We start from the raw sequence: 22486 nt of genomic DNA, 5'->3' as shown, positions 1-22486 counted from the left end.
CGCGTTTCCCTTTCCGGCGGCTCCGACTTTATCAGAGATTCTGAGTCGGATTTCCCGCCCCTCCGGGGACTGGTTCCAGCACACGAAGTGGCCGGGTTCCCGTTCTGGCGGAGCCGTAAACGTACTGGAGCGGGGCGCCCCGATGCAAATCGAGGCGCCCCGCTCCTGGTTCACGCGGCCGAGTGTCCGACGGTCCGTCAGACCTCCACGACCACAGGGAGGATCATCGGCCGACGTCGGTACGTGTCCGAGACCCACTTGCCCAGGGTCCGGCGCACCAACTGCTGGAGCTGGTGGGGTTCGACCACTCCGTCCTGGGCCGACCGCTCCAAAGTCTCCGTGATCTTCGGGATGACCTCGCTGAACGCGGAGTCCTCGATGCCGGAGCCGCGGGCCTGGATGTGCGGGCCGCCCGTGATCTTGCCGGTGGAGGAGTCCACCACTACGAAGACCGAGATGATGCCCTCGTCGCCGAGGATCTTGCGGTCCTTCAGTGCCGGCTCGCCGACGTCGCCGACCGAGAGGCCGTCGACGTAAACGTATCCGGCCTGGACCTTGCCGGAGATCTTGGCCTTGCCCTCGATGAGGTCGACGGCGACGCCGTCCTCGGCGATGACGATGCGGTCGTGCGGGACGCCGGTCAGGGCGCCCAGTTCGGCGTTGGCGCGCAGGTGGCGCCACTCGCCGTGGACCGGCATCAGGTTCTTCGGGCGGCAGATGTTGTAGAAGTACAGCAGCTCGCCCGCGGACGCGTGGCCCGAGACATGGACCTTGGCGTTGCCCTTGTGGACGACGTTCGCGCCCCAGCGGGTCAGGCCGTTGATGACGCGGTAGACCGCGTTTTCGTTGCCGGGGATGAGGGACGACGCGAGGATCACCGTGTCGCCCTGGACGATCCGGATCTGGTGGTCGCGGTTGGCCATGCGGGACAGGGCCGCCATCGGCTCGCCCTGGGAGCCCGTGCAGACCAGGACCACCTCGCTGTCCGGGAGGTCGTCCAGGGTCTTGACGTCCACCACCAGGCCCGGCGGGACCTTCAGATAGCCCAGGTCGCGCGCGATGCCCATGTTGCGGACCATCGAGCGGCCTACGAAGGCGACCCGGCGGCCGTACTCGTGGGCAGCGTCGAGGATCTGCTGGATGCGATGGATGTGGCTGGCGAAGCTCGCCACGATGATCCGCTTGCGGGCGTTCGCGAAGACCTGGCGCAGGACGTTGGAGATGTCCCGCTCGGGCGGGACGAAGCCCGGGACCTCCGCGTTCGTCGAGTCCGAGAGGAGGAGGTCGATTCCCTCCTCGCTCAGCCGTGCGAACGCGTGCAGGTCGGTCAGGCGGTTGTCCAGCGGGAGCTGGTCCATCTTGAAGTCGCCTGTGTGGACCACCATGCCCGCGGGGGTGCGGATGGCCACGGCTAGGGCGTCGGGGATGGAGTGGTTGACCGCGACGAACTCGCAGTCGAAGGGGCCGATGCGCTCGCGGTTCCCCTCCGCCACCTCGAGGGTGTACGGGCGGATGCGGTGCTCCTGGAGCTTGGCCTCGATGAGGGCGAGGGTCAGCTTGGAGCCGATCAGCGGGATGTCCGGCTTCTCGCGGAGCAGGAAGGGGACGCCGCCGATGTGGTCCTCGTGGCCGTGCGTGAGGACGATGCCCTCGATGTCGTCGAGGCGGTCCCGGATGGATGAGAAGTCCGGCAGGATCAGATCGATTCCGGGCTGCTCCTCCTCGGGGAAGAGCACTCCGCAGTCGACGATCAGCAGGCGGCCGCCGTATTCGAAGACCGTCATGTTTCGGCCGATCTCACCGAGGCCGCCGAGTGGGGTGACCCGCAGGCCCCCGTCGGGGAGCGGCGGGGGCGGGCTGAGTTCAGGATGCGGATGACTCAAAAGACTCTCCTCACCACGCGCGCCACGTACCGGTAGGGCACGTGGCGCGCGTGACGTTCGTGCAGAAGCAGTTGTCGTTGTGGGGTGCAGGCACCGGTGGCCCGCTTATTCAGTTGTGGAGTCTGGTGCGCGCCCAGCGCGCGAAGTCTGGTGTTAGAGCTGTACCCCGCCTGCAGCAAGATCGATCTTGAGCTGGTCGATCTCCTCGGGCGAGCACTCGGCCATGGGGGCGCGCAGCGGTCCTGCGGGCAGGCCCTGGAGGGCGAGCGCGGCCTTGGTGGTCATGACGCCCTGGGTGCGGAACATGCCGGTGTAGACCGGGAGCAACTTCTGGTGGATCTCCGTCGCCTTCTGGACGTCGCCGGAGACGTAAGCGTCGACGAGCGCGCGCAGGTCGGGGGTGACCAGGTGGCCGACGACCGAGACGAAGCCGACGGCGCCCACGGAGAGCAGCGGCAGGTTCAGCATGTCGTCGCCGGAGTACCAGGCGAGGCCGGAGCGGGCGATGGCCCAGCTGGCTCGGCCGAGGTCACCCTTCGCATCCTTGTTGGCGACGATGCGGGGGTGCTCGGCGAGGCGGACGATCGTCTCGGTGTTGATCGGGACGCCGCTGCGGCCGGGGATGTCGTAGAGCATCACCGGCAGCTCGGTGCTGTCGGCGATGGCCTTGAAGTGCCGGTAGAGGCCTTCCTGCGGGGGCTTGTTGTAGTACGGCGTGACGACCAGGAGGCCGTGTGCGCCGATCTGCTCCGCCGTGCGGGCGAGCTCCAGGCTGTGGCGGGTGTCGTTGGTGCCCACGCCGGCCACCACATGGGCTCGGTCGCCGACGGCCTCCAGTACCGCCCGTACCAGGTCCGATTTCTCCGCATCGCTGGTGGTGGGGGACTCGCCGGTGGTGCCGTTGATGACCAGGCCGTCGTTGCCTGCGTCCACCAGATGCGTGGCGAGCCGCTGCGCGCCGTCGAGATCGAGTGCGCCGTCCGCCGTGAAGGGCGTGATCATGGCGGTGAGGACCCGCCCGAAGGGGGTCTGCGGAGTGGAGGTCGGAGCCATGGGTTACACGCTACTCGTTGCGCTCGGCCTGGTCTGCCCTCGGGGGTGCGGGAAAGTCAGGACAAATATGGAGCCCGGCACTGCCTGCTCGGGGGTTCAAGCAGTGCCGGGTCCGTTTGATCAGGCTAGATGAACTTCTCTAAATGCCGCAATACGGACACTTCGCGCGGGTGGGCCGTGCGGCCGTGCCCGGTCGGGGGACAGCGGGTGCGCTACGGCGCCACACGGCCGTTCGCATTGAAGGCCGCGTACGTCAGCGGCATGAGCTTGGCCCACTCCGCCTCCATCAGCTCGCCGACCATCTCGATCTCCCGCTGCGGGAAGGACGGCACCTTGGCCAGTTCGTGCTGGGTGCGCAGGCCGAGGAAGTGCATCAGGGAGCGGGCGTTGCAAGTGGCGTACATCGAGGAGAAGAGGCCGACCGGGAGGACGGCGCGGGCGACCTCGCGGGCGACGCCTGCGGCGAGCATCTCCTGGTAGGCCTCGTACGACTCCCGGTACGAGTCCTCCATGACACGGCCGACCAGCTCCTGCTGGGCCTGGGTGCCCTCCACGAAGACGTACTTGCCCGGGCGGCCCTCCTGGACGAGCTTGCGGGACTCGCCGGGGACGTAGAAGACGGGCTCGAGCTCGCGGTAGCGGCCGCTCTCCTCGTTGTACGACCAGCCCACGCGGTGTCGCATGAACTCGCGGAAGACGAAGATGGGGGCGCTGATGAAGAAGGTCATCGAGTTGTGCTCGAAGGGGCTGCCGTGCCGGTCCCGCATCAGGTAGTTGATCAGGCCCTTGGAGCGCTCCGGGTCCTTCTTCAGCTCGTCCAGGGACTGCTCGCCGGCGGTGGAGACGCGGGCGGCCCACAGCACGTCGGAGTCGGCCGCGCTGTGCTTGACCAGCTCGACGGTGACGTCGCTGCGGAAGCTTGGCTTGAGGTCGTCGGCGGGGGTGTCGGTCACGGCTCGGGGGGTCCTTCCATCACTTCGCTGGGCGGCGCCCACTCTACGGCCCGGCACTGACAACGGGGCGTTCGGTGCCGGGTCGCGACATACGGCGGCGAACTTCGGCGAATTTCTGTGAATTCGGCGAAACCGGGCACCTTTTGGGGCACTCGCTCGTCTGTGTTGGTGACGGTCACCCACACGATTCCGAGAGGAGAAGTTCCTGATGTTCGGTCGGCGCGAGCCCGTTCCGTTCGCCTTCCTCGCCGAGGCCGACAGGTTCCGCAGCAATGTCGCTCCCCCGCCCCGTGAGCGGGCGTCGGTCGGTCAGATGGCCGGGCGCTGGCTGCTGGGACTCACCATCGTCGCCGGGCTGGTGGGCTCGCTGGTGGTGGGCATGCCTGCGCTGTCCACGGACACCGCGACGCAGACGCAGCAGTCACAGGCCTCTCAGGGGCACTGACTCAACCGGCCCCCCAGGAGTGGTGAGCGGGGGTGCGGGTCGATTAGCCTCACCGGGCACAGCCCCTGCATGGATTGAGTGAGGACCAGCCGTGCCCCTGCCCTTCCTGACGGCCGACCGTGCCTTCGAGACAGCCGATGACGTCGCGCTGCCCTTCGATGACCTCGACCGCTGGCGGCGTCCCTACCGGCCCGGGCCGTGGCGTGTGGGCGTGGCCGCGCTGTGGCTGTTGCTCGCCTCGTATGTGCTGTTCGCGGCGGTGGTCATCGCCCTGACCGGCACGGTGACCGGGGCCGCCGTCGTCTTCGGTGTCGCGCTGGCCATTATTGCCGGTGCCCTGCGGCTGCTGCGTATGGGCGTGTGGGTGAGTGCTCGGGGGCTGCGTCAGGTGAGGTTCCTCGTCACGCGTACGGTGCCCTGGGAGCAGGTCGCCGCCGTGCGGACCGTGCAGCAGCCGGTGCGCTGGCTGGGGCTGCCGCGCACGGTGCAGGGGCAGGCGCTGCTGCTCGTACAGCGCGGTCGTGCGGCGGGTGACATGCCGACGCTGATGACCACGCACAACACGGACTTCCTGGCCCGGGTCACCGCGTTCGACCGGGCCGCCGACGCGGTCGAGGTGTGGGCCTCGGAGAACACTCGCGGCTGAGCGCGACAGGCATACGAAGGGGCCGGCCCGCGGTAGCGGACCGGCCTCTTCGGCATACGGCTTGCTCGTCGACGTACGGCTTGCTCGTCGGCGTAGGGCTTGCTCGTCGGCGTAGGGCTTGCTCGTCGGCGTAGGGCTGACGCGTCGGTGTGTGGCCGGGGCGTCGGCGGGTGCCGGTTCGCGGACTCAGGGCCGGGCCATCGACGCAGCCGGCTCACCGGCGCACGGTCGGCCCCTGGATCCCGCGCCGGTCCTAGTACTCAGGCCTCGACCGTCCTGCCCTCGTGCAGGGCGATGGCTCGCTGCATCGCCTTGCGGGCTCGTGGGGTGTCGCGGGCGTCGTGGTAGGCGACGGCGAGGCGGAACCAGCTGCGCCAGTCGTCCGGGGACGCCTCCGTCTCGGCCTTGCGGCGGGCGAAGACCTCGTCGGCCGAGTCGCGGTCGATACGGCCGCCGGGGGTGCGCTTCAGCTCGTCGACGGGGAGGCCGCCCTCGGCGTCGAGTTCGGCGGCGAGGGCGTTGGCCTTGCGGACGAACTGGGTGTTCTTCCACAGGAACCACACGCCGATCACCGGCAGGATCAGCACCGCGACCCCGAAGGTGACGGTGATGACCGTGCCGGACTGGATGAGCATCACGCCTCGGCTGCCGACCAGGACGAAGTAGACGACCAGGACGGCGGCCGTTATGGCGTAGGAGATCTTCGCGCGCATCTGTGGGTCTCGTGTCAGCTCAGGTCCAGGAAGTGTTCCAGGCCGAAGGTCAGGCCCGGAGTGGTCACCACGCGGCGCGCGCCGAGCAGGATGCCCGGCATGAAGCTGCTGTGGTGGAGGGAGTCGTGGCGGACGGTCAGGGTCTCGCCCTCGCCGCCGAGCAGGACCTCCTGGTGGGCCAGCAGGCCGCGCAGGCGGACCGCGTGGACCGGGATGCCGTCGACGTTCGCACCGCGCGCGCCGTCCAGGGCGGTCTCGGTGGCGTCCGGAGCCGGGGCCGTGCCGGCCGCCCGCCGCGCCTCGGCGATGAGCTGGGCCGTGCGGGTGGCGGTGCCGGAGGGGGCGTCGACCTTCTTCGGGTGGTGCAGTTCCACCACCTCGACCGACTCGAAGTAGGGCGCGGCGATCTGCGCGAACTTCATCGTCAGGACGGCGCCGATGGAGAAGTTCGGCGCGATCAGCACGCCCGTCTCCGGGGCGGCGGACAGCCAGCCGTTCAGCTGCGCGAGGCGCTCGTCGGTCCAGCCCGTCGTACCGACGACCGCGTGGATGCCACGGTTCACGCAGTAGTCGAGGTTGGCCATCACCGAGTCGGGCGTGGTCAGTTCGACGACTACCTGGGCGCCCGTCTCCGCCAGCGTCTCCAGCTTGTCGCCCCGGCTCAGGGCGGCGACCAGCTCCATGTCCTCGGCGGCCTCGACCGCTCGTACCGCCTCGGAGCCGATCCGGCCCTTGGCGCCGAGGACCGCCACGCGCAGCTTGCTCATCTCTTGTGCTTCCTTCACCAGGGAATGGTCAGGCGACGGCGTCGTGCAGCCGGGATGCCTGCTTGTCCTTCAGTGGGCCGATGACCGACAGCGAGGGCCGCTGTCCGAGGACCTCGCGGGCGACCGAGCGGACGTCGTCCGGGGTCACCTCGGCGATCCGGGCCAGCATGTCGTCGACGGACATCTGCTCGCCCCAGCACAGCTCGCTCTTGCCGATGCGGTTCATCAGGGCGCCGGTGTCCTCCAGGCCGAGGACGGTGGAGCCACGGAGCTGTCCGATGGCGCGGCCGATCTCGTCGTCGGACAGGCCGTGCTGGGCGACGTGGTCCAGTTCGTCGCGGCAGATCTTCAGCACGTCGTGGACCTGCGACGGCCGGCAGCCCGCGTACACGCCGAACAGGCCGCAGTCGGCGAAGCCCGAGGTGTACGAGTACACGCTGTAGGCCAGGCCGCGCTTCTCGCGGACCTCCTGGAAGAGGCGGGACGACATGCCGCCGCCCAGCGCCGTGTTGAGGACGCCGAGCGCCCAGCGTCGGTCGTCCGTGCGGGACAGGCCGGGCATGCCGAGGACGACATGGGCCTGCTCGGTCTTGCGGCCGATCAGCTCGACGCGGCCCGCGGCACGGACGGAGCGCCGTCCCTCGCGCGGGGCGATGGGCGTGGCGTCCAGGTTCTTGAGGGCGCCGGCCTTCTCGAAGGCGGCGCGGACCTGCCGTACGACCTTGTTGTGGTCGATGTTGCCGGCCGCGGCGACCACGAGGTGCGTCGGGTCGTAGTGCTTCTTGTAGAAGCGGCGGATGCGGTCGGCGGTCAGGGCGTTGACCGTGTCGACCGTGCCGAGGACCGGGCGGCCGAGGGGGTTGTCGCCGAACATCGTGTGCGCGAACAGGTCGTGCACGCAGTCGCCCGGGTCGTCCTCGGTCATGGCGATCTCTTCGAGGATCGCGCCCCGCTCGATGTTGACGTCCTCTTCGAGGATGAGGGAGCCCGTCAGCATGTCGCAGACGACGTCTATGGCGAGCGGCAGGTCGGTGTCGAGCACGCGCGCGTAGTAGCACGTGTACTCCTTCGCCGTGAACGCGTTCATCTCGCCGCCGACGGCGTCGACGGCGGAGGAGATGTCCAGGGCGGACCTGCGGGTGGTGCCCTTGAAGAGCAGGTGCTCCAGGTAGTGCGTGGCACCGTTCAGCGCCGGCGTCTCGTCGCGGGAGCCGACGTGCGCCCAGATGCCGAAGGTGGCGGAGCGGACGGACGGCAGGGTCTCGGTGACGATGCGCAGGCCGCCGGGGAGGGTGGTCTTGCGGACCGTACCGATGCCGTTGCTGCCCTTGATCAGGGTTTGGGTACGGGCGACGGCCCGCGCCTCCGAAGAGGTGCGGGCCGTCGTCGTGGAGCTACTCGACGTCACTTGTCGGTGTCGTCCTTCTTGTCCTCGGAGCCCGCGGCGGAGCCGCCATTGGACTCAGCCTCGCCCTCGATCACGGGGATCAAGGAGAGCTTGCCGCGGGAGTCGATCTCGGCGATCTCGACCTGGACCTTGGCGCCCACGCCGAGCACGTCCTCGACGTTCTCCACGCGCTTGCCGCCGGCCAGCTTGCGGATCTGCGAGATGTGCAGCAGACCGTCCTTGCCCGGGAGAAGCGACACGAACGCGCCGAAGGTGGTCGTCTTCACGACCGTGCCCAGGTAGCGCTCGCCGACCTCCGGCATGGTCGGGTTGGCGATGCCGTTGATCGTGGTGCGGGCGGCCTCGGCGGACGGTCCGTCGACCGCGCCGATGTAGATCGTGCCGTCGTCCTCGATCGTGATGTCGGCGCCGGTGTCCTCCTGGATCTGGTTGATCATCTTGCCCTTGGGGCCGATGACCTCACCGATCTTGTCCACGGGGATCTTGACCGTGATGATCCGCGGGGCGTTCGGGGACATCTCGTCCGGCGTGTCGATCGCTTCCATCATCACGTCGAGGATGTGGAGGCGGGCGTCACGGGCCTGCTTCAGGGCCGCGGCCAGGACGGAGGCGGGAATGCCGTCCAGCTTGGTGTCCAGCTGAAGGGCGGTCACGAACTCCTTGGTGCCGGCGACCTTGAAGTCCATGTCGCCGAACGCGTCCTCCGCACCGAGGATGTCGGTGAGGGTGACGTAGTGCGTCTCGCCCTCGATCTCCTGGGAGATCAGGCCCATGGCGATACCGGCGACGGGGGCCTTCAGCGGCACACCGGCGTTCAGCAGCGACATGGTGGAGGCGCAGACCGAGCCCATGGACGTCGAGCCGTTGGAGCTCAGCGCCTCGGAGACCTGGCGGATCGCGTAGGGGAACTCCTCGCGCGTCGGCAGGACCGGGACCAGGGCGCGCTCGGCGAGGGCGCCGTGGCCGATCTCGCGGCGCTTCGGGGAGCCGACGCGGCCGGTCTCGCCGGTGGAGTACGGCGGGAAGTTGTAGTTGTGCATGTAGCGCTTGCGGGTCACCGGGGAGAGGGTGTCCAGCTGCTGCTCCATGCGGAGCATGTTGAGGGTGGTGACGCCCAGGATCTGGGTCTCGCCACGCTCGAACACCGCGGAACCGTGCACGCGCGGGATGGCCTCGACCTCGGCGGCCAGGGTGCGGATGTCGGTGACACCGCGGCCGTCGATGCGCTTCTTCTCCTTGATGACGCGCTCACGGACCAGGGTCTTGGTCAGCGAGCGGTACGCGGCGGAGATCTCCTTCTCGCGGCCCTCGAACTCCGGCAGGAGCTTCTCGGCGGCGAGCGCCTTGACGCGGTCCAGCTCGGACTCGCGCTCCTGCTTGCCGGCGATGGTCAGCGCGGAGGCGAGCTCCGGCTTGACGGCGGCGCTGAGCGCCTCCAGGACGTCGTCCTGGTAGTCCAGGAAGATCGGGAACTCGCCGGTCGGCTTGGCGGCCTTCGACGCGAGGTCGGCCTGGGCCTTGCAGAGCACCTTGATGAAGGGCTTCGCGGCTTCCAGACCTGCGGCGACGACCTCCTCGGTCGGCGCCTCGGCGCCGCCCTCGACCAGCTTGATGGTCTTCTCGGTGGCCTCGGCCTCGACCATCATGATCGCGACGTCGCCGTCCTCCAGGGTGCGGCCCGCGACGACCATGTCGAAGACGGCGTCCTCGAGCTCGGAGTGCGTCGGGAAGGCCACCCACTGGTTGTTGATCAGCGCGACCCGGACGCCGCCGATCGGGCCGGAGAAGGGCAGACCGGCCAGCTGGGTGGACGCGGAGGCGGCGTTGATCGCCACGACGTCGTACAGGTGGTCGGGGTTGAGCGCCATGATCGTGGCGACGACCTGGATCTCGTTGCGAAGGCCCTTCTTGAAGGACGGGCGCAGCGGGCGGTCGATGAGGCGGCAGGTGAGGATGGCGTCCTCGGAGGGGCGGCCCTCACGGCGGAAGAAGCTGCCGGGGATCTTGCCGGCGGCGTACATCCGCTCCTCGACGTCCACCGTCAGGGGGAAGAAGTCGAGCTGGTCCTTGGGGTTCTTGGAGGCGGTGGTGGCCGACAGCACCATGGTGTCGTCGTCCAGGTACGCCACGGCGGAGCCGGCGGCCTGCTTGGCCAGGCGGCCCGTCTCGAAGCGGATGGTGCGGGTGCCGAAGGAGCCGTTGTCGATGACGGCCTCGGCGTAGTGGGTCTCGTTCTCCACTAGCGTTTTCTCCGTTACTTTGTCGTCTTTTGTCCCGTCGCTGCCCGTGTGGCAGGGGGACGGTGGCGGAGAAGCGCTCCGTGCGGTGCGGGCCGGTCTTCGATCGAAGCACCCGGGGCTCGCTTCCCCCGGGGGCCACTACCGAGGACCGGCGGCGGCTAGGCGCGCTTCTCCTCTTCTTGTCGTGCGGTGTCGTCTTGTCGTGCTGTGTCGTTCGTATTGCGTTGTGCTACCACACTACAAAGCGGGTGTGACACTCCGCATGTTTCCGCACGCACGGTTGACGTGCCGCACGTACAGCAAAGGGAGCGGCTCCCGATCCTTCCGGGAACCGCTCCCCTCACGGCGTCTTACTTCGCGCCCGCCGCACCGCGGCGGATGCCGAGGCGGTCGACCAGCGTACGGAAGCGCTGGATGTCCTTCTTCGCCAGGTACTGGAGAAGGCGGCGACGCTGACCGACCAGGATCAGCAGACCACGACGGGAGTGGTGGTCGTGCTTGTGGGTCTTGAGGTGCTCGGTCAGGTCCGAGATCCGGCGCGAGAGCATGGCGACCTGGACCTCGGGGGAGCCGGTGTCGCCCTCCTTCTGGCCGAACTCGGAGATGATCTGCTTCTTCGTAGCGGCGTCGAGCGGCACGCGTACTCCTCGTAGTCTTTGAATGGCCACCGAGTGCCCCCGGTCTGTGTCTCGGGGGAGCTTCCGTTACTCGGGAGGCGGGGATCCGCTGGGCGCATCCCCCAGGCGAACCCGGGGGCGCGTACACAAACGGCCGTCACACAGCGTACCAGCACATGGGCGCGCCCCTGACGGACGGTCCCGGGCGGCGCTGGTCAGAGACCGCCGCGGACCTTGGCGTAGACGTCGAGGACGGCCAGGCAGATCGGGACCAGGGAGAGCAGGACCAGCGAGTCGGCGAGGTCCAGCATGCGGCCCCAGAAGGGCGAGAGGCCCTTCTGCGGGACGATCAGGGCGATGGCGATGAGCAGCAGCACTCCGATGCCGACCGAGGCGCCGAGCCACAGGGTCCGCACGTTGACCGGGCCGGAGTTGTTCTGGAGCAGTTCCATGATGATGTCGGCCGGCGGCGAGATCGCGAGGCCGAGGACCAGCAGGGCGAGGGTGACGACACCGGCCACGAACAGGCAGGTGACCTGCGCGGTGTAGCGGAACAGGCGGGCCCGCAGCATCGCGGCGAGGCCGGTGCACAGGGCGAGCAGCTGGGCCCAGCCGTTGTCGCTGAAGCCGAGCACGGCGCCGCCGGCGCCGATGATGACGGCGGCGCATCCCCCGACCAGGCCGAGGAGCAGTTCGTGGCCGCGGCTGGTCTGGGCGACGATGCGCTGGACGTCGACGGCCTCGAGGTCGCCCTCGCGGCCGTCGCGACGGGCCCGGGCGAGGTCCTCGGGGTTGCGGAAGCCGATCGGGAGCTTGGCGAAGCGGGACGACCAGCCGGGCAGGAAGCCGACGACCGCGAGGGCGACGACCGAGGTGCCGGCGGCGATCTCGCGCGGCTCGGCCTCGGTGAGGACGCCGCAGAACACGGCGAGCGTGCCGATCGCCGAGGCGAGCGCGGCGGCCACGAACGGGGCGTCGCCCTGCGGCAGCAGCATGATCAGTACGACGGAGCACAGCAGTACGGCGACACAGCCGACGAGGAACTGGATCCGTCCGGGGCCTTCGCCCGCGTCCTGCGGAAGGGCGCCGGAGCCGGCGATGAGCGCGTGCGGCAGTGCCGAGATGCCGAGTGCGACGGCGGAGCCACGGTCGTCGTACACCCGGGCCCGTACGCCGGCGAGGGCCGTCAGTGCGAGCGCGGTCACGCCGGCGAGGATGCCCTGGAGTCCGTGCATGTCGTGCCGGATCGGGTCCGCGAACCAGAAGACGAAGCCGAGCATGACCAGCAGCAGCGATCCGGCGACGAGGCCGGCGACCCGCATCAGGTTGTCGTTCCAGCTGCGGGTGTCCTGCTTCACCGCGGCGGCGATGGCGTCCACGACGTCGTCGTGCACGGCCGGCGGCAGCGAGTCGGCGAAGGTGCGCAGCAGCAGCACCTCGCCGTCCCTGACCCGGTGCTCGAGCAACGAGCGGCTCGCGTCGAGCACTTGACCCTCTCGGGTCACAAGGTGGTAACCGGAAGGACTCGTATCCGACTGGACCAGGCCCGACAGCCTGATGATCTCAGGAAAGAGGTCCTGGATCGGCAGGTCCTCGGGCAGCGCCACATCGACTCGGCTGTCCGGCGCTGCGATGGTGATTCGGCAGAAACCTGTCGAAGTCCCCGTGCTCACCTGGTGTTCCCCCTGCTAGACAAGGCTTCCTCGCGCCGCTCGTACGACGCGGAGCGCCACCATATCCGTTGCGGTACCGGCTGCAGGACCTACCTCCCCCATTCCTCCCAGGACCTGCTCCGCATCTCCATCCGCCTGCCTCACTCGGGCACGTCACGCATCAGTAGGATCGACGCCTACGCGAACGACGCCTACGCGAACGAGAACACGTCGCGGTACACGGGGGCGTCGGTGCCAAGGACGTATCACGTATCAATCGCGAAGGATGAGTGCATCGGTGAGCGTCGTCATCATCAAACGACCACCGCGGACAGTGCCACCGGCCGTCCCGGACGGCGAGGTCAAACTCGAGACGCCGCCCGAGATTCCGCGCGAGGGCGACGACAGCATGCTGATGAACATGCTGCCCATGATGGGCATGCTGGGTTCTGTCGCCTTCTTCTTCACAGCCGGCCAGTCCTACATGAAGGTCGTCGGCGGTCTCATGCTGGCCTCGACGGTGGCCATGATGGTCGCCCAGTTGGCCAAGGCCCGGCAGGGCCCCGGGGCGGGCATGGCCCAGGACCGGCGTGACTACTTCCGCTATCTGGAGCAGGTCCGCAAGGACGTGCACAAGACGGCGGAGCTGCAGCGGCAGAGCCAGCTGTTCCAGCACCCCGACCCGGAGCAGTTGTGGGCGGTGGCGGCGGACGGCAAGCGGCTGTGGGAGCGGCGCCCGAACGACGCGGACTTCGCGTCCGTACGGATCGGCCGCGGTACCCAGCAGCTGAACACCCCGCTGGTGGCCCCGGAGACGGCGCCCAAGGACGAGCTGGAGCCGCTGACGGCGGCGGCCATGAAGGCCTTCCTCGACGCGCACGGCAGTCTGCACGACCTGCCGGTCTCCATCTCGCTGCGTGCCTTCTACCACGTGACGATCTGCGGTGAGACCGACACGGTCTACGGCAACGCCCGCGCGACGCTGTCGCAGCTGGCGACGCTGCACTCGCCCGAGGACCTGATGATCGCCGTGGTGGCGCACCCCTCCGCAGCGGCGGAGTGGGACTGGATCAAGTGGCTGCCGCACAGCCAGCATCCGAAGGCGAAGGACGGAGCGGGTTCTTCCCGGCTCCTCTTCGACGACCTCGGTGAGCTGGAGGAGGCGCTCGCGGACCAGTTGGACGACCGGCCCCGCTGGAACCGTGAGGCGAACCCCGTCTACGACCAGCCGCACCTGATCGTCGTCCTCGACGGCGGCACCGTGCCGCCGGACTCCGAGCTCGCCGGTGCGGAGGGCCTTCAGGGCGTCACGTTCCTGGAGATCGCTCCCGGCGAGCTGGAGGAGGAGCTGCGCGCCGGTCTGACGGCGTATGTGAAGCCGGACCGGATGCGGCTGTTCGTCGGCCACGAGTCCGCGTACACCGGCAAGGCGGATGTGCTGAACCCGGCGCAGGCCGAGTCCCTGGCGCGGCAGCTGGCCCCCTTCCGGGTGGGCTCCGCGGAGGAGGGCGAACCCCTTCTGTCCAACCTGGACTTCACGGACCTGATGGGCATCGGCGACGCGGGCACGGTCGACGTCTCCCGCACCTGGCGTCCTCGTACGCTGCACGAGCGGCTGCGGGTGCCGATCGGTGTCGGCGAGAACGGCGAGCCGGTCATGCTGGACCTCAAGGAGGCCTCGCAGGAGGGCATGGGCCCGCACGGCCTGTGCGTCGGCGCCACCGGTTCCGGCAAGTCCGAGGTGCTGCGTACGCTGGTGCTCGGTCTCGCGGTGACGCACTCCTCGGAGACGCTGAACTTCATCCTCGCGGACTTCAAGGGTGGCGCGACCTTCGCGGGCATGGCGGACATGCCGCACACCGCGGCCGTCATCACCAACCTCGCGGACGACCTCACCCTCGTCGACCGTATGCGTGACTCGATCATGGGTGAGACGCAGCGCCGTCAGGAACTGCTGCGCTCGGCCGGCAACTACGCCAACCTGCACGACTACGAGAAGGCCCGGGCCGCGGGTGCCGCGCTGGAGCCGATGGCCTCGCTGGTGATCGTGCTCGACGAGTTCTCCGAACTCCTCACGGCCAAGCCGGACTTCATCGACATGTTCATCCAGATCGGTCGTATCGGCCGTTCGCTGGGTGTGCACCTGCTGCTGGCGTCGCAGCGCCTGGAAGAGGGCAAGCTGCGCGGTCTGGACACGTACCTGTCGTACCGGATCGGTCTGCGGACCTTCTCCGCCGCCGAGTCCCGTACGGCGATCGGTGTCCCGGACGCCTACCACCTGCCGTCGATCCCCGGTTCCGGTTACCTGCGCTACGACACCGACACCATGGTCCGCTTCAAGGCGGCGTACGTGTCGGGGCCGTACCACGGTGAGGGCCCGTCCCGGGTGCACCGCTCGACGCAGCTGCGTCCGGCGCTGTTCTCGGCGGAGCACGTGGCGCTGCCGCCGCAGCCGGTGATCGAGGAGCCGGAGCCCGACAACCGGGTGGACGACGCGCTCGCCGACACCGTCCTGGACGTGCTGGTCGGCCGGATGATCAACCAGGGGCCGCCCGCCCACCAGGTGTGGCTGCCCCCGCTGGAGGAGGCGCCGTCGCTGGAGCAGCTGCTCCCGCAGCTCGCCGTCGCCCCGGACCGCGGTCTGACCGCGCCCGACTACACGGCGCTCGGCCGGCTCAACGTGCCGGTCGGCCTCGTGGACAAGCCGTTCGAGCAGCGGCGTGACGTGCTGTACCGGGACTTCGCGGGCGGCGCCGGTCACGGTCTGTTCGTCGGTGGTCCGCAGTCCGGCAAGTCGACGCTGCTGCGCACGCTCATCTCGTCGTTCGCCCTCACCCACACGCCGTCCGAGGTGCAGTTCTACTGCCTGGACTTCGGTGGTGGCGGTCTGATCTCGATGGAGGAGCTGGCGCACGTCGGCGGCGTCGCCAACCGTCTCGACGCCGAGAAGGTGCGTCGTACGGTCAGCGAGGTCGAGGGGATCCTGAACGCGCGCGAGGAGTACTTCCGCGCGAACAACGTCGACTCGATCCAGACGTACCGTCAGCGCCGCAACTCCGGTCAGCTGCCGGACCAGCCCTGGGGCGACGTCTTCCTCGTCATCGACGGCTGGGCCACGTTCAAGACGGACTACGAGATGCTCGAGGCCACCGTCACCGAGATCGCCACGCGTGGCCTCGGCTTCGGTGTGCACGTGATCCTGACGGCCAGCCGCTACACCGAGGTGCGGCCCGCGCTCAAGGACATGCTGCAGAACCGTATCGAGCTGCGCCTCGGTGACCCGACGGAGTCGGAGGTCGACCGCAAGGTCGCCCAGAACGTCCCCGCCACCGTGCCGGGCCGCGGTCTGACGCAGGACAAGCTGCACTTCATGGCGGCGCTGCCGCGCGTCGACGGCTCCTCGGAGACGGACGACCTGTCCGAGGCGACGTCGATCCTCATCCGCGGCATCAACGACAACTGGCAGGGCCAGCACGCTCCGGCCGTACGCCTGCTGCCGACGATGATGCCGGCGGACCGGCTGCCCAAGGGCTTCGAGCACCCGGACCGCGGTGTGGCCATCGGCATCGACGAGTCGTCGCTGTCGCCGGTCTTCGTCGACTTCGAGACCGACCCGCTGTTCATCGTGTTCGGTGAGAGCGAGTCCGGTAAGTCCGCGATGCTCAGGCTGCTCGTCAAGCAGATCACCGAGCGCTACACGCCGGACCAGGCGAAGATCGTCATGGGTGACTACCGACGCGCCCACCTGGAGGGAGTGCCCGACTCGCACCTGTCGCGGTACTGCGCCTCGGCGCCGGCCCTGACGGAGACGCTGGAGGGCCTCGCCGGCTCGATGCACCGTCGTATGCCGGGCCCGGACGTCACGCCGGAGCAGCTGCGCAACCGCAGCTGGTACAACAGCCCGGACGCGTTCGTCATCGTCGACGACTACGACCTGGTGGCGACCGGCGTGAACCCGCTGGCCCCGCTCCTGGAGTACCTGCCGTTCGCCCGTGACGTCGGCCTGCGCATCATCATCGCGCGCTCCTCGGGCGGTGCGAGCCGGTCGCTGTACGAGCCGGTGATGCAGCGGATGCGTGAACTCGGCGCCCAGGGCCTCGTGCTCTCCGGCGACCGGGCCGAGGGCGCGCTGCTCGGCAACATCACGGCGACGCAGCTGCCGCCCGGCCGTGGGTACTTCCACACGCGCCGCCGCGGTGGACAGCTGATCCAGACGGGGTGGCTGCCGAACCGGTTCTGACTGGTTCCGCCGAACCGGTTCTGACTGGTTCCGAGGAACGGTCGGACGGTCGTTTGAAGGCCGGTCGAAGCAGGAGGGGCGGTACCCGCGAGGGTGCCGCCCCTCTTCGTTGTCCGTGGGCGCGCCGTTAAGCTGGGGTCACGACAGAAATGACGAGCCACGGGGGGCAGTTGTGCCGTCGGACTACATGGACTCCGATCCTGAGGTACTGAAGACCGAGGGATTCCACATGTTCAACGCCGGTGTGGAGTTCTCCAAGGCCGTACACAAGCTGACGACCGGCCTGGGCGCCCTGGAGAAGGGTGACACCCCGCCGTGGGGTGACGACGACATCGGCGAGAAGTTCGGCGTCGTCTACGAGGGCCTGCGCGACGGCATGTACGACTCGATGGGCAGCCTGGCGGAGCGGATCGCCGGCATGGGAGCCGCCCTGGCCAGGATGGGCGTGGCACACGAGCAGAACGAGGCCGCGCAGAACGACATCTGGAAGAAGACGATGGCCGAGTACGACGGTCAGGTGGAGGTTCCGCCCGGGGTCGCGCGCGGCGAGATCCACACCCGTTCGACCACCTGATCCGCGACGCCCGTGTGGCGGCCCACCCGCGCCAGTAGGGTGAGACGCACACTTCGTTCGCACGTCAGGAAGAGGCCCAGCAGCATGACCGAGGCTACCGAGCCACAGAACAACGAGGTCGGGACTCAGGCCGAGGACACCAAGGCACGCAAGGAGCGGGAGCGGGACGAGCTGTACGCCCTCGACATCTCCGGGGTCGAGTGGCACTGCGCGCCCGGTACCGAGGAGCACGAGGAGCGCGTCGAGATCGCGTACCTGCCGGAGGGGGCCGTGGCCATGCGCTCGTCCCTGGACCCCGACACCGTGCTGCGGTACACCGAGGCGGAGTGGACGGCGTTCGTACTCGGGGCGCGGGACGGGGAGTTCGATCTGGAGCCGGCGCCGCACAATGGTGGGGTGGGGGCGGAGTAGGGCGGCTTCGTCGGGGTGCCTCGCGGGTGTTCGCGGGCGGCCCGACCGCTCGCCCGCGAGGCCTGTACGGCGCCTAAGATCGGGGCCGTACGAGAAGGCGTCCGCGATGGCGGAGGACGGGGACCCATGACCGGCTCGACCGAGGACTACGCACCGCACCCCCACATAGGCGGCCGGGCCGCGGCACTGCGCGCCCTCACCGTATGGCGGGCAGCCGCGCCCGGCGCTCCGCGCGTGGTCGTCGTCACCGGCGGTTCCGGCAGCGGGCGTTCGCGGCTGCTCACCGGATTCCTGATGCTCTGCGAGCCGGAGTACCGCAAGCAGCTGCCGCTGGACGAGATGGATCCCTCGACGGTGCCGCCGGAGCTGCCGGCCCCGGCCGTGCCCGCCCCCGAGGGGCTGACCGCGGCCCAGGTCCTGTGGCTGCTCGCCGAGCACTACGAGCTGGACGCCACCAGCACGGAGGGCGTGTACGCCGAACTGGCCGCACTCGGCGAGCCGGTGACCGTCGTCGTACCGGACGTCGACCGTGCCGGGCCGGTACGCGCGGCGGGCGAACCCGCCCGGCTGGTACGGGAGGTGCTCGCTCCCCTGGCCGCCACCGAGACGGTCCGGTTGCTGGCCGAGGTGCCACGTCCCCTGGTCGCCGAGCTGGCCGGGGGCCTGCCGTCGGACGCGGTGCAGATCATCGATCTCGACGAGCCGGAGTGGGCCGACCCCGAGGGTCTGGTCCGGCACGCGCACGCGGCGCTGAGCCCCGAGTTCGGAGCACCCGAGCTTCCGTTCACCGTGGATCCCGCGGCCCGTCTCGCCCTGGGAGCGGCCATCGGCCGCCGGGCCGGGACCAGTCCGCTGGTCGTCCAACTCGCCGTCAACTGCATCCTGATGGCCCCGGAGGGCTTCGACCCGGCCGACGAGAGGTTCCTGCCGACGTCTGTCGGCGAGGCCCTGGACCTGCACGCCAGGCGGCTCGGCTCCGACTCGCAGACACTGCGGCTCCTGCTGGCACCGCTTGCCCTGGCCGAGGCCGACGGCATACCGGTCCACCTGTGGGTGCGGCTGGCGAGTGCGGTGGCCGGGCACGACATGAGCCGGGCCATCGCGGACGGAATGCTGCTCGCCGGACCCTTCGTGCAGCCCGAGGAACAGGAAGCGGACGCAGCGGAGGGCGAGCAGGCGGACGGCGGGCGCACCTTGCTGCGGCTGATGCACCCGGCCATCGGAGACGAGATCCGTGCTGGTCTGCCGAGCGTCGCCGCCACTCAGAGTCAGATCGCGATGGCTCTGCTGGAGGCCGTGCCGGAGCAGGACTGGAGCAAGGCCGACCCCTACGTGCGCGACCACATCGCCGCCCACACCCTGGAAGCCGGGCTGCTGCCCCAACTCCTCACGGATCCCGGCCTGTTCGTCCACGCCGACCCGGTTGCGCTGCGCGCCGCCGTCGAGGCCGTACCGGCTGAGCAGTTGGGCGCACCGGCCCGTACGTACCGGCGTACGGCGCCCCTGCTGACACGTACGCAGGCGCCCACCATCATGCGGGCCGCCCTGCTGGAGACCGCGTTCGTCGAGGACGGACTGCCCGAGTACGCCGGGGCCGTACACCAGCGGCTCGGGCTGGAGCTCTCGTGGGAGACGCTGTGGAGCCTGTCTCTGCCCGGCGTCAGTGCCGTGACCGTGGGCAGCCTGCCCCGCCCCGACGGATCTGCCACGCCGGTCGCCGTGCTGGTCGTCCCCGCGGGCACACCGGGCGCACGGCCGATCGGTGCGCCCGGCGAGGAGTCCGGTTCCGCGGTGCTGGTCCATGGCCTCGTACAGCCTGATCACCTCGGTGACGTCGATCCCGCGCAGATTCTTCGTCCGTCGGAGGAGGAACGCGCCGCCGCCCCGCTGGGCCTGAGCCGCGGCGCCGACTACCTGCGCGTCTGGAACCGGGCGGATCAGGAGGTCGTGGCGGTGCTGATCTCCGACACGCCCTTCACCGCGTCCGATCTGTCCCCCGACGGCATCCTGCTCGTCGCCACCGAGCGCGGGGCGAAGGCCCTCCGTATTCGCGCGGCGAGCGCGGAGATAGCCTCGTAGGCAGCCACAACCCATGACTTCGAAGGAGCCTCCCCGTGACCAGCCAGGAGCAGGCGCTCGCCATCGCCGACCGTTGGCTCAACCCGGAAGGCTCGACGGAGCCTCGCCGCGAGGTCCGGATGCAGGAGTTCGACCTGGGCTGGGTCGTGTGGGCGGCGCCGGCGGAGCCCGAGCGTGACCCGGAGACCGGGGCACGGCGGCCGCCTGCCGACATCGGCAACGCGTGCGGGGTCGTGGACCGCCGTAGTGGGGAGCTGACGGTCTGGCCGTCGGTGCCGGTCGACGAGGTCGTTCAGATGTACCGGCAGAAGCACGGCGGTGCGGGCGCGTCCGAGGGCGCCGCCCGTCCGGTCACCGGTCCCGGCAACACCGCGGTCTTCACATACGTGGACCCGGCGAACGGCGAGGAGACCACCCTCTTCCGCACTTCCGCCCCGGGTCTGCCCCCGGCCGAGTACCAGGCGTGGGCCGAGCTGCGGCGGATGAACGTACCCGCCGACAGTGTCGTGGCCATCCACACCGACCTGCGCCCCAGCCTGCTCCCCGGCGGCTACACGGCCGAGCTCCTCAACACCTTCCGCAACGCCCAGCTTTCCTGCTCACAGTCCTACGGCGCCCGTCCCGAGGCTCGTGCGGAGGGCATCACGGCGTTGGTCGAGCAGGTCGAGACGATGCACCGGATCGCCGGCCAGCAGCCGCCGCCCCGCCCGCACCGCGTACCGGTCCCCGCCCAGGTGGCGCCGGCGGAGCCGATGCGTGACGTGGCGCTCGGACGGCACCTCGCCGAGGTGTTCGGCGAGGAGGGCGTACGCCGCTACGACGCCGACGACATCGCCGGGAGTCCGTTGCCCGAGGCTGCCGGGGCGACGCTCACCTGGGCCGGGCTCCCCGCCGACCTGCCACTCTTCTTCACCGCGGACCGGCCCGACGCGCCTCCGGCCGGCGGCCTGTTCACGGACGTCGCCACGAATCTGCGCGAGCGGCGCAGCCCGGCCGGCGAGGAGAAGATCGGGGCCCTGTCGTACCTGGTCCGGATCGGCTTCGACGGCGTCGCGGTGATCGCGGTGCAGTGCCAGCCCGGCAGTGGGCAGCCGGATGGTCTCGGTGCGCTGTGGGCCGTGGACCCGGTGACCGCTTCCGTCCGCTACGTCAACGCCTCGGTGGCCGCCTTCGCCCGCTCCCTGGCCTTGCTCGCCGGCGCACGGCAGCGGATCCAGGGCCTGGACCCGGTCGCGGCCGGTGCGGAAGTGGCGGCGCTGCAGGAGCAGTTGGCGGCCGTGGACGCGTCTGCGCTGGGCAACGCGGAGACCTGGTGGTCGCTTGTCGTCGAGCAGATGTGGCACGGGTTGTTCTGACCGAGACACAGCAGGGGTGACAAGGAGAGCGACCCGTGACCTCGGACCACCCGGCACCGCCCACCACCTCCGAGGAGGCTCTCGCCATCGTGCGCGGCCGCTACGCGCGGCCCGAGCTGCCGGACGGCACTCCGGCCGAGCTGCGGGTGGAGGAGTTCGACCTCGGATATCTGGTGTACGCGGTGTTCCCGCCGGTCACGGACGCCGCCGGGCGGCCTCAGCCCGCTCCGCCCGGCGGCAGCAAGATCGTCGTCGCCAAGGACACCGGCGAGACGGCCACAGTCCCCAACTACCCGACTGAGGCGGCCATCGCGCTGTACCGGAAGCAGCGCCGGTCGTAACCCGCCGGTGCGTGTGATCAGTACAGCGAGACGGGACGACCCGTCCTGTGGGCCCTCGTCCGCGACGAGGAGCCGCTCCGCCCCGGCCTGCCTCGCCTGCGCCACCGACACCGTGAGCGCACTCAGGGCCGTACACCATTAACGTCCGCCCCTGTCCCCGACCCTTCGGACAACCTCGGCGGCCTGCAACTGACTTGTGACAGCAAACCCCTGAAGTCATCGGCAGGTGAGTCCGTAAACTTTGCGGACGGCTGTACTCCTGTGTGATTTCCCTTGGCTGGTGAGGGATGTGTACGGCCGTGCTGTCTGACGGGGGTGCTTTCTGTTGTGGCGATGATGTTGCCGGACGAGGTCGAGTGGGTCCTCCAGATGCTGGGCTACAAGTGGCCCACGGCGAACGAGGACAAGCTCAGAGACTGCGCGGCCGTGTGGCGGGAGTTCGGCCAGAAGGTCAACGAGCTCCACACCACGGCGAACGGCGCCGCCCGTCAGGTCACCGCGCACAACGCCGGTGAGTCGATCGACAAGTTCACCAAGACGTACGAGAAGTTCGACGGTGGCGGCGGCAACGACGGCTACCTCCGCAGCGCAGCCGAGGCCGCGTTCCTCATCGCGAACGTGCTGGAGGCCTGCGCCTACCTCGTCGAGTTCGCCAAGTGGGCGGTCATCGCCCAGCTCATCGCCCTGGCCATCCAGATCGCCGCCGCCGCTGCCGCCGCGCCCTTCACCTTCGGTCTGTCCTCGGTAGCGGGAATGGGCGCCACCCAGGCCGCCCGCCTCATCGTCCGACGCCTCCTCGACGAGCTCAAACAAGCCATGTTCGAGGCGCTCATCGAGATGATGAAGGAACCCGCGATCTCAGCGGTCGAGGCGATCATCACCGACCTCATCCGCCAGACCGTCAACGTCGGCTTCGGCGCCCAGGAGGGCTACGACGTCGGCGCCACCCTCAAGGCCGGCGGCGAGGCCGGCCTCGACGCCCTCCGACAGAGCCCCCAGACCTTCGCCGAGGGCGTGCGCGACAGCCTCGGCCAGAAGGCGGGCAGCCGGGCGCGGCATGCGGTCGACAGCCGGATCGACGGGTACGACGGCCCCTCCGGGGGTGACAT

The 22486-nt window shown here is 69.6% G+C and carries 18 protein-coding genes; 9 read left to right on the top strand and 9 right to left on the bottom strand.

Features of this window, described 5'->3' with window-relative positions; translation table 11 throughout:
- Nucleotides 1–197 precede the first annotated feature (197 nt).
- The 3 genes from AQJ67_RS43875 to thyX form a co-directional block, all read right to left on the bottom strand.
- A complete protein-coding gene (locus AQJ67_RS43875; protein WP_062725748.1) occupies nt 198–1883 on the bottom strand; it encodes a ribonuclease J in 1686 nt (561 codons plus the stop codon).
- Between the two features lie 153 nt (nt 1884–2036).
- Nucleotides 2037–2936, bottom strand: a complete 900-nt coding sequence (dapA, locus tag AQJ67_RS43870) for a 4-hydroxy-tetrahydrodipicolinate synthase (protein WP_062725746.1) — start codon at nt 2934–2936, stop codon at nt 2037–2039.
- A gap of 212 nt (nt 2937–3148) precedes the next feature.
- Entirely contained in the window at nt 3149–3889 is a 741-nt protein-coding gene (gene thyX / locus AQJ67_RS43865) for an FAD-dependent thymidylate synthase (RefSeq protein ID WP_062725744.1), read from the bottom strand.
- A 208-nt stretch (nt 3890–4097) separates the two neighbouring features.
- Here thyX and AQJ67_RS43860 point away from each other — a divergent pair, with 208 nt between their 5' ends.
- Together AQJ67_RS43860 and AQJ67_RS43855 are read left to right on the top strand one after the other, a co-directional pair.
- Nucleotides 4098–4334, top strand: a complete 237-nt coding sequence (locus AQJ67_RS43860; protein WP_062725742.1) for a hypothetical protein — start codon at nt 4098–4100, stop codon at nt 4332–4334.
- 91 nt (nt 4335–4425) lie between these two features.
- On the top strand, nt 4426–4980 hold the full coding sequence (locus AQJ67_RS43855; protein ID WP_062725740.1) for a hypothetical protein: 555 nt from the start codon (nt 4426–4428) through the stop codon (nt 4978–4980).
- Nucleotides 4981–5240: 260 nt separating this feature from the next.
- On the opposite strand, the gene AQJ67_RS43850 is transcribed toward AQJ67_RS43855, so the two are convergent.
- The 6 genes from AQJ67_RS43850 to eccD form a co-directional block, all read right to left on the bottom strand.
- The gene (locus tag AQJ67_RS43850; RefSeq protein ID WP_062725738.1) at nt 5241–5693 is read right to left on the bottom strand and encodes a tetratricopeptide repeat protein; all 453 of its coding nucleotides are present in this window, start codon (nt 5691–5693) and stop codon (nt 5241–5243) included.
- 14 nt (nt 5694–5707) lie between these two features.
- On the bottom strand, nt 5708–6460 hold the full coding sequence (dapB, locus tag AQJ67_RS43845; protein ID WP_062725737.1) for a 4-hydroxy-tetrahydrodipicolinate reductase: 753 nt from the start codon (nt 6458–6460) through the stop codon (nt 5708–5710).
- 28 nt (nt 6461–6488) lie between these two features.
- Complete coding sequence (locus AQJ67_RS43840) at nt 6489–7868, bottom strand: M16 family metallopeptidase (protein ID WP_062725735.1); 1380 nt, start codon at nt 7866–7868, stop codon at nt 6489–6491.
- Nucleotides 7865–10108: a polyribonucleotide nucleotidyltransferase gene (locus AQJ67_RS43835; protein ID WP_062725733.1), complete on the bottom strand. Its 2244-nt coding sequence runs from the start codon at nt 10106–10108 to the stop codon at nt 7865–7867. Before AQJ67_RS43835 ends, AQJ67_RS43840 begins: the two co-directional genes overlap by 4 nt.
- A gap of 350 nt (nt 10109–10458) precedes the next feature.
- Entirely contained in the window at nt 10459–10746 is a 288-nt protein-coding gene (gene rpsO / locus AQJ67_RS43830; RefSeq protein ID WP_030046008.1) for a 30S ribosomal protein S15, read from the bottom strand.
- Between the two features lie 194 nt (nt 10747–10940).
- Nucleotides 10941–12398: a type VII secretion integral membrane protein EccD gene (eccD, locus tag AQJ67_RS43825; RefSeq protein ID WP_079056559.1), complete on the bottom strand. Its 1458-nt coding sequence runs from the start codon at nt 12396–12398 to the stop codon at nt 10941–10943.
- 277 nt (nt 12399–12675) lie between these two features.
- Between eccD and eccCa the strand changes: the two genes are divergently transcribed.
- The 7 genes from eccCa to AQJ67_RS43790 all read left to right on the top strand — a co-directional run.
- Entirely contained in the window at nt 12676–16617 is a 3942-nt protein-coding gene (gene eccCa, locus AQJ67_RS43820) for a type VII secretion protein EccCa (RefSeq protein WP_062725731.1), read from the top strand.
- Between the two features lie 187 nt (nt 16618–16804).
- The gene (locus AQJ67_RS43815) at nt 16805–17191 is read left to right on the top strand and encodes a hypothetical protein (RefSeq protein WP_063807428.1); all 387 of its coding nucleotides are present in this window, start codon (nt 16805–16807) and stop codon (nt 17189–17191) included.
- Between the two features lie 84 nt (nt 17192–17275).
- A complete protein-coding gene (locus AQJ67_RS43810) occupies nt 17276–17602 on the top strand; it encodes a DUF397 domain-containing protein (protein WP_062725728.1) in 327 nt (108 codons plus the stop codon).
- Between the two features lie 126 nt (nt 17603–17728).
- Nucleotides 17729–19681 carry a hypothetical protein gene (locus AQJ67_RS43805; RefSeq protein ID WP_062725726.1) on the top strand — a complete coding sequence of 651 codons (1953 nt, stop codon included), beginning with the start codon at nt 17729–17731 and terminating at the stop codon, nt 19679–19681.
- 35 nt (nt 19682–19716) lie between these two features.
- Nucleotides 19717–21036 carry an SUKH-4 family immunity protein gene (locus tag AQJ67_RS43800; RefSeq protein WP_062725723.1) on the top strand — a complete coding sequence of 440 codons (1320 nt, stop codon included), beginning with the start codon at nt 19717–19719 and terminating at the stop codon, nt 21034–21036.
- Between the two features lie 35 nt (nt 21037–21071).
- On the top strand, nt 21072–21377 hold the full coding sequence (locus tag AQJ67_RS43795) for a hypothetical protein (RefSeq protein ID WP_062725721.1): 306 nt from the start codon (nt 21072–21074) through the stop codon (nt 21375–21377).
- 333 nt (nt 21378–21710) lie between these two features.
- Nucleotides 21711–22486 (top strand): WXG100-like domain-containing protein (locus AQJ67_RS43790; RefSeq protein WP_159058944.1); only part of this gene is annotated, 776 nt, incomplete at its 3' end.

Source organism: Streptomyces caeruleatus, assembly GCF_001514235.1.
In the GTDB taxonomy this organism is placed as follows: domain Bacteria; phylum Actinomycetota; class Actinomycetes; order Streptomycetales; family Streptomycetaceae; genus Streptomyces; species Streptomyces caeruleatus.
This window is presented reverse-complemented; position numbering and strand designations above follow the sequence as displayed.

Excerpts from the sequence above, each read along its gene's own strand:
- dapB (WP_062725737.1), bottom strand. The coding sequence starts at position 6,460 with ATGAGCAAGCTGCGCGTGGCGGTCCTCGGCGCCAAGGGCCGGATCGGC.
- AQJ67_RS43805 (WP_062725726.1), top strand. The coding sequence starts at position 17,729 with ATGACCGGCTCGACCGAGGACTACGCACCGCACCCCCACATAGGCGGC.
- AQJ67_RS43860 (WP_062725742.1), top strand. The coding sequence starts at position 4,098 with ATGTTCGGTCGGCGCGAGCCCGTTCCGTTCGCCTTCCTCGCCGAGGCC.
- AQJ67_RS43815 (WP_063807428.1), top strand. The coding sequence starts at position 16,805 with ATGGACTCCGATCCTGAGGTACTGAAGACCGAGGGATTCCACATGTTC.
- dapA (WP_062725746.1), bottom strand. The coding sequence starts at position 2,936 with ATGGCTCCGACCTCCACTCCGCAGACCCCCTTCGGGCGGGTCCTCACC.
- AQJ67_RS43850 (WP_062725738.1), bottom strand. The coding sequence starts at position 5,693 with ATGCGCGCGAAGATCTCCTACGCCATAACGGCCGCCGTCCTGGTCGTC.
- AQJ67_RS43810 (WP_062725728.1), top strand. The coding sequence starts at position 17,276 with ATGACCGAGGCTACCGAGCCACAGAACAACGAGGTCGGGACTCAGGCC.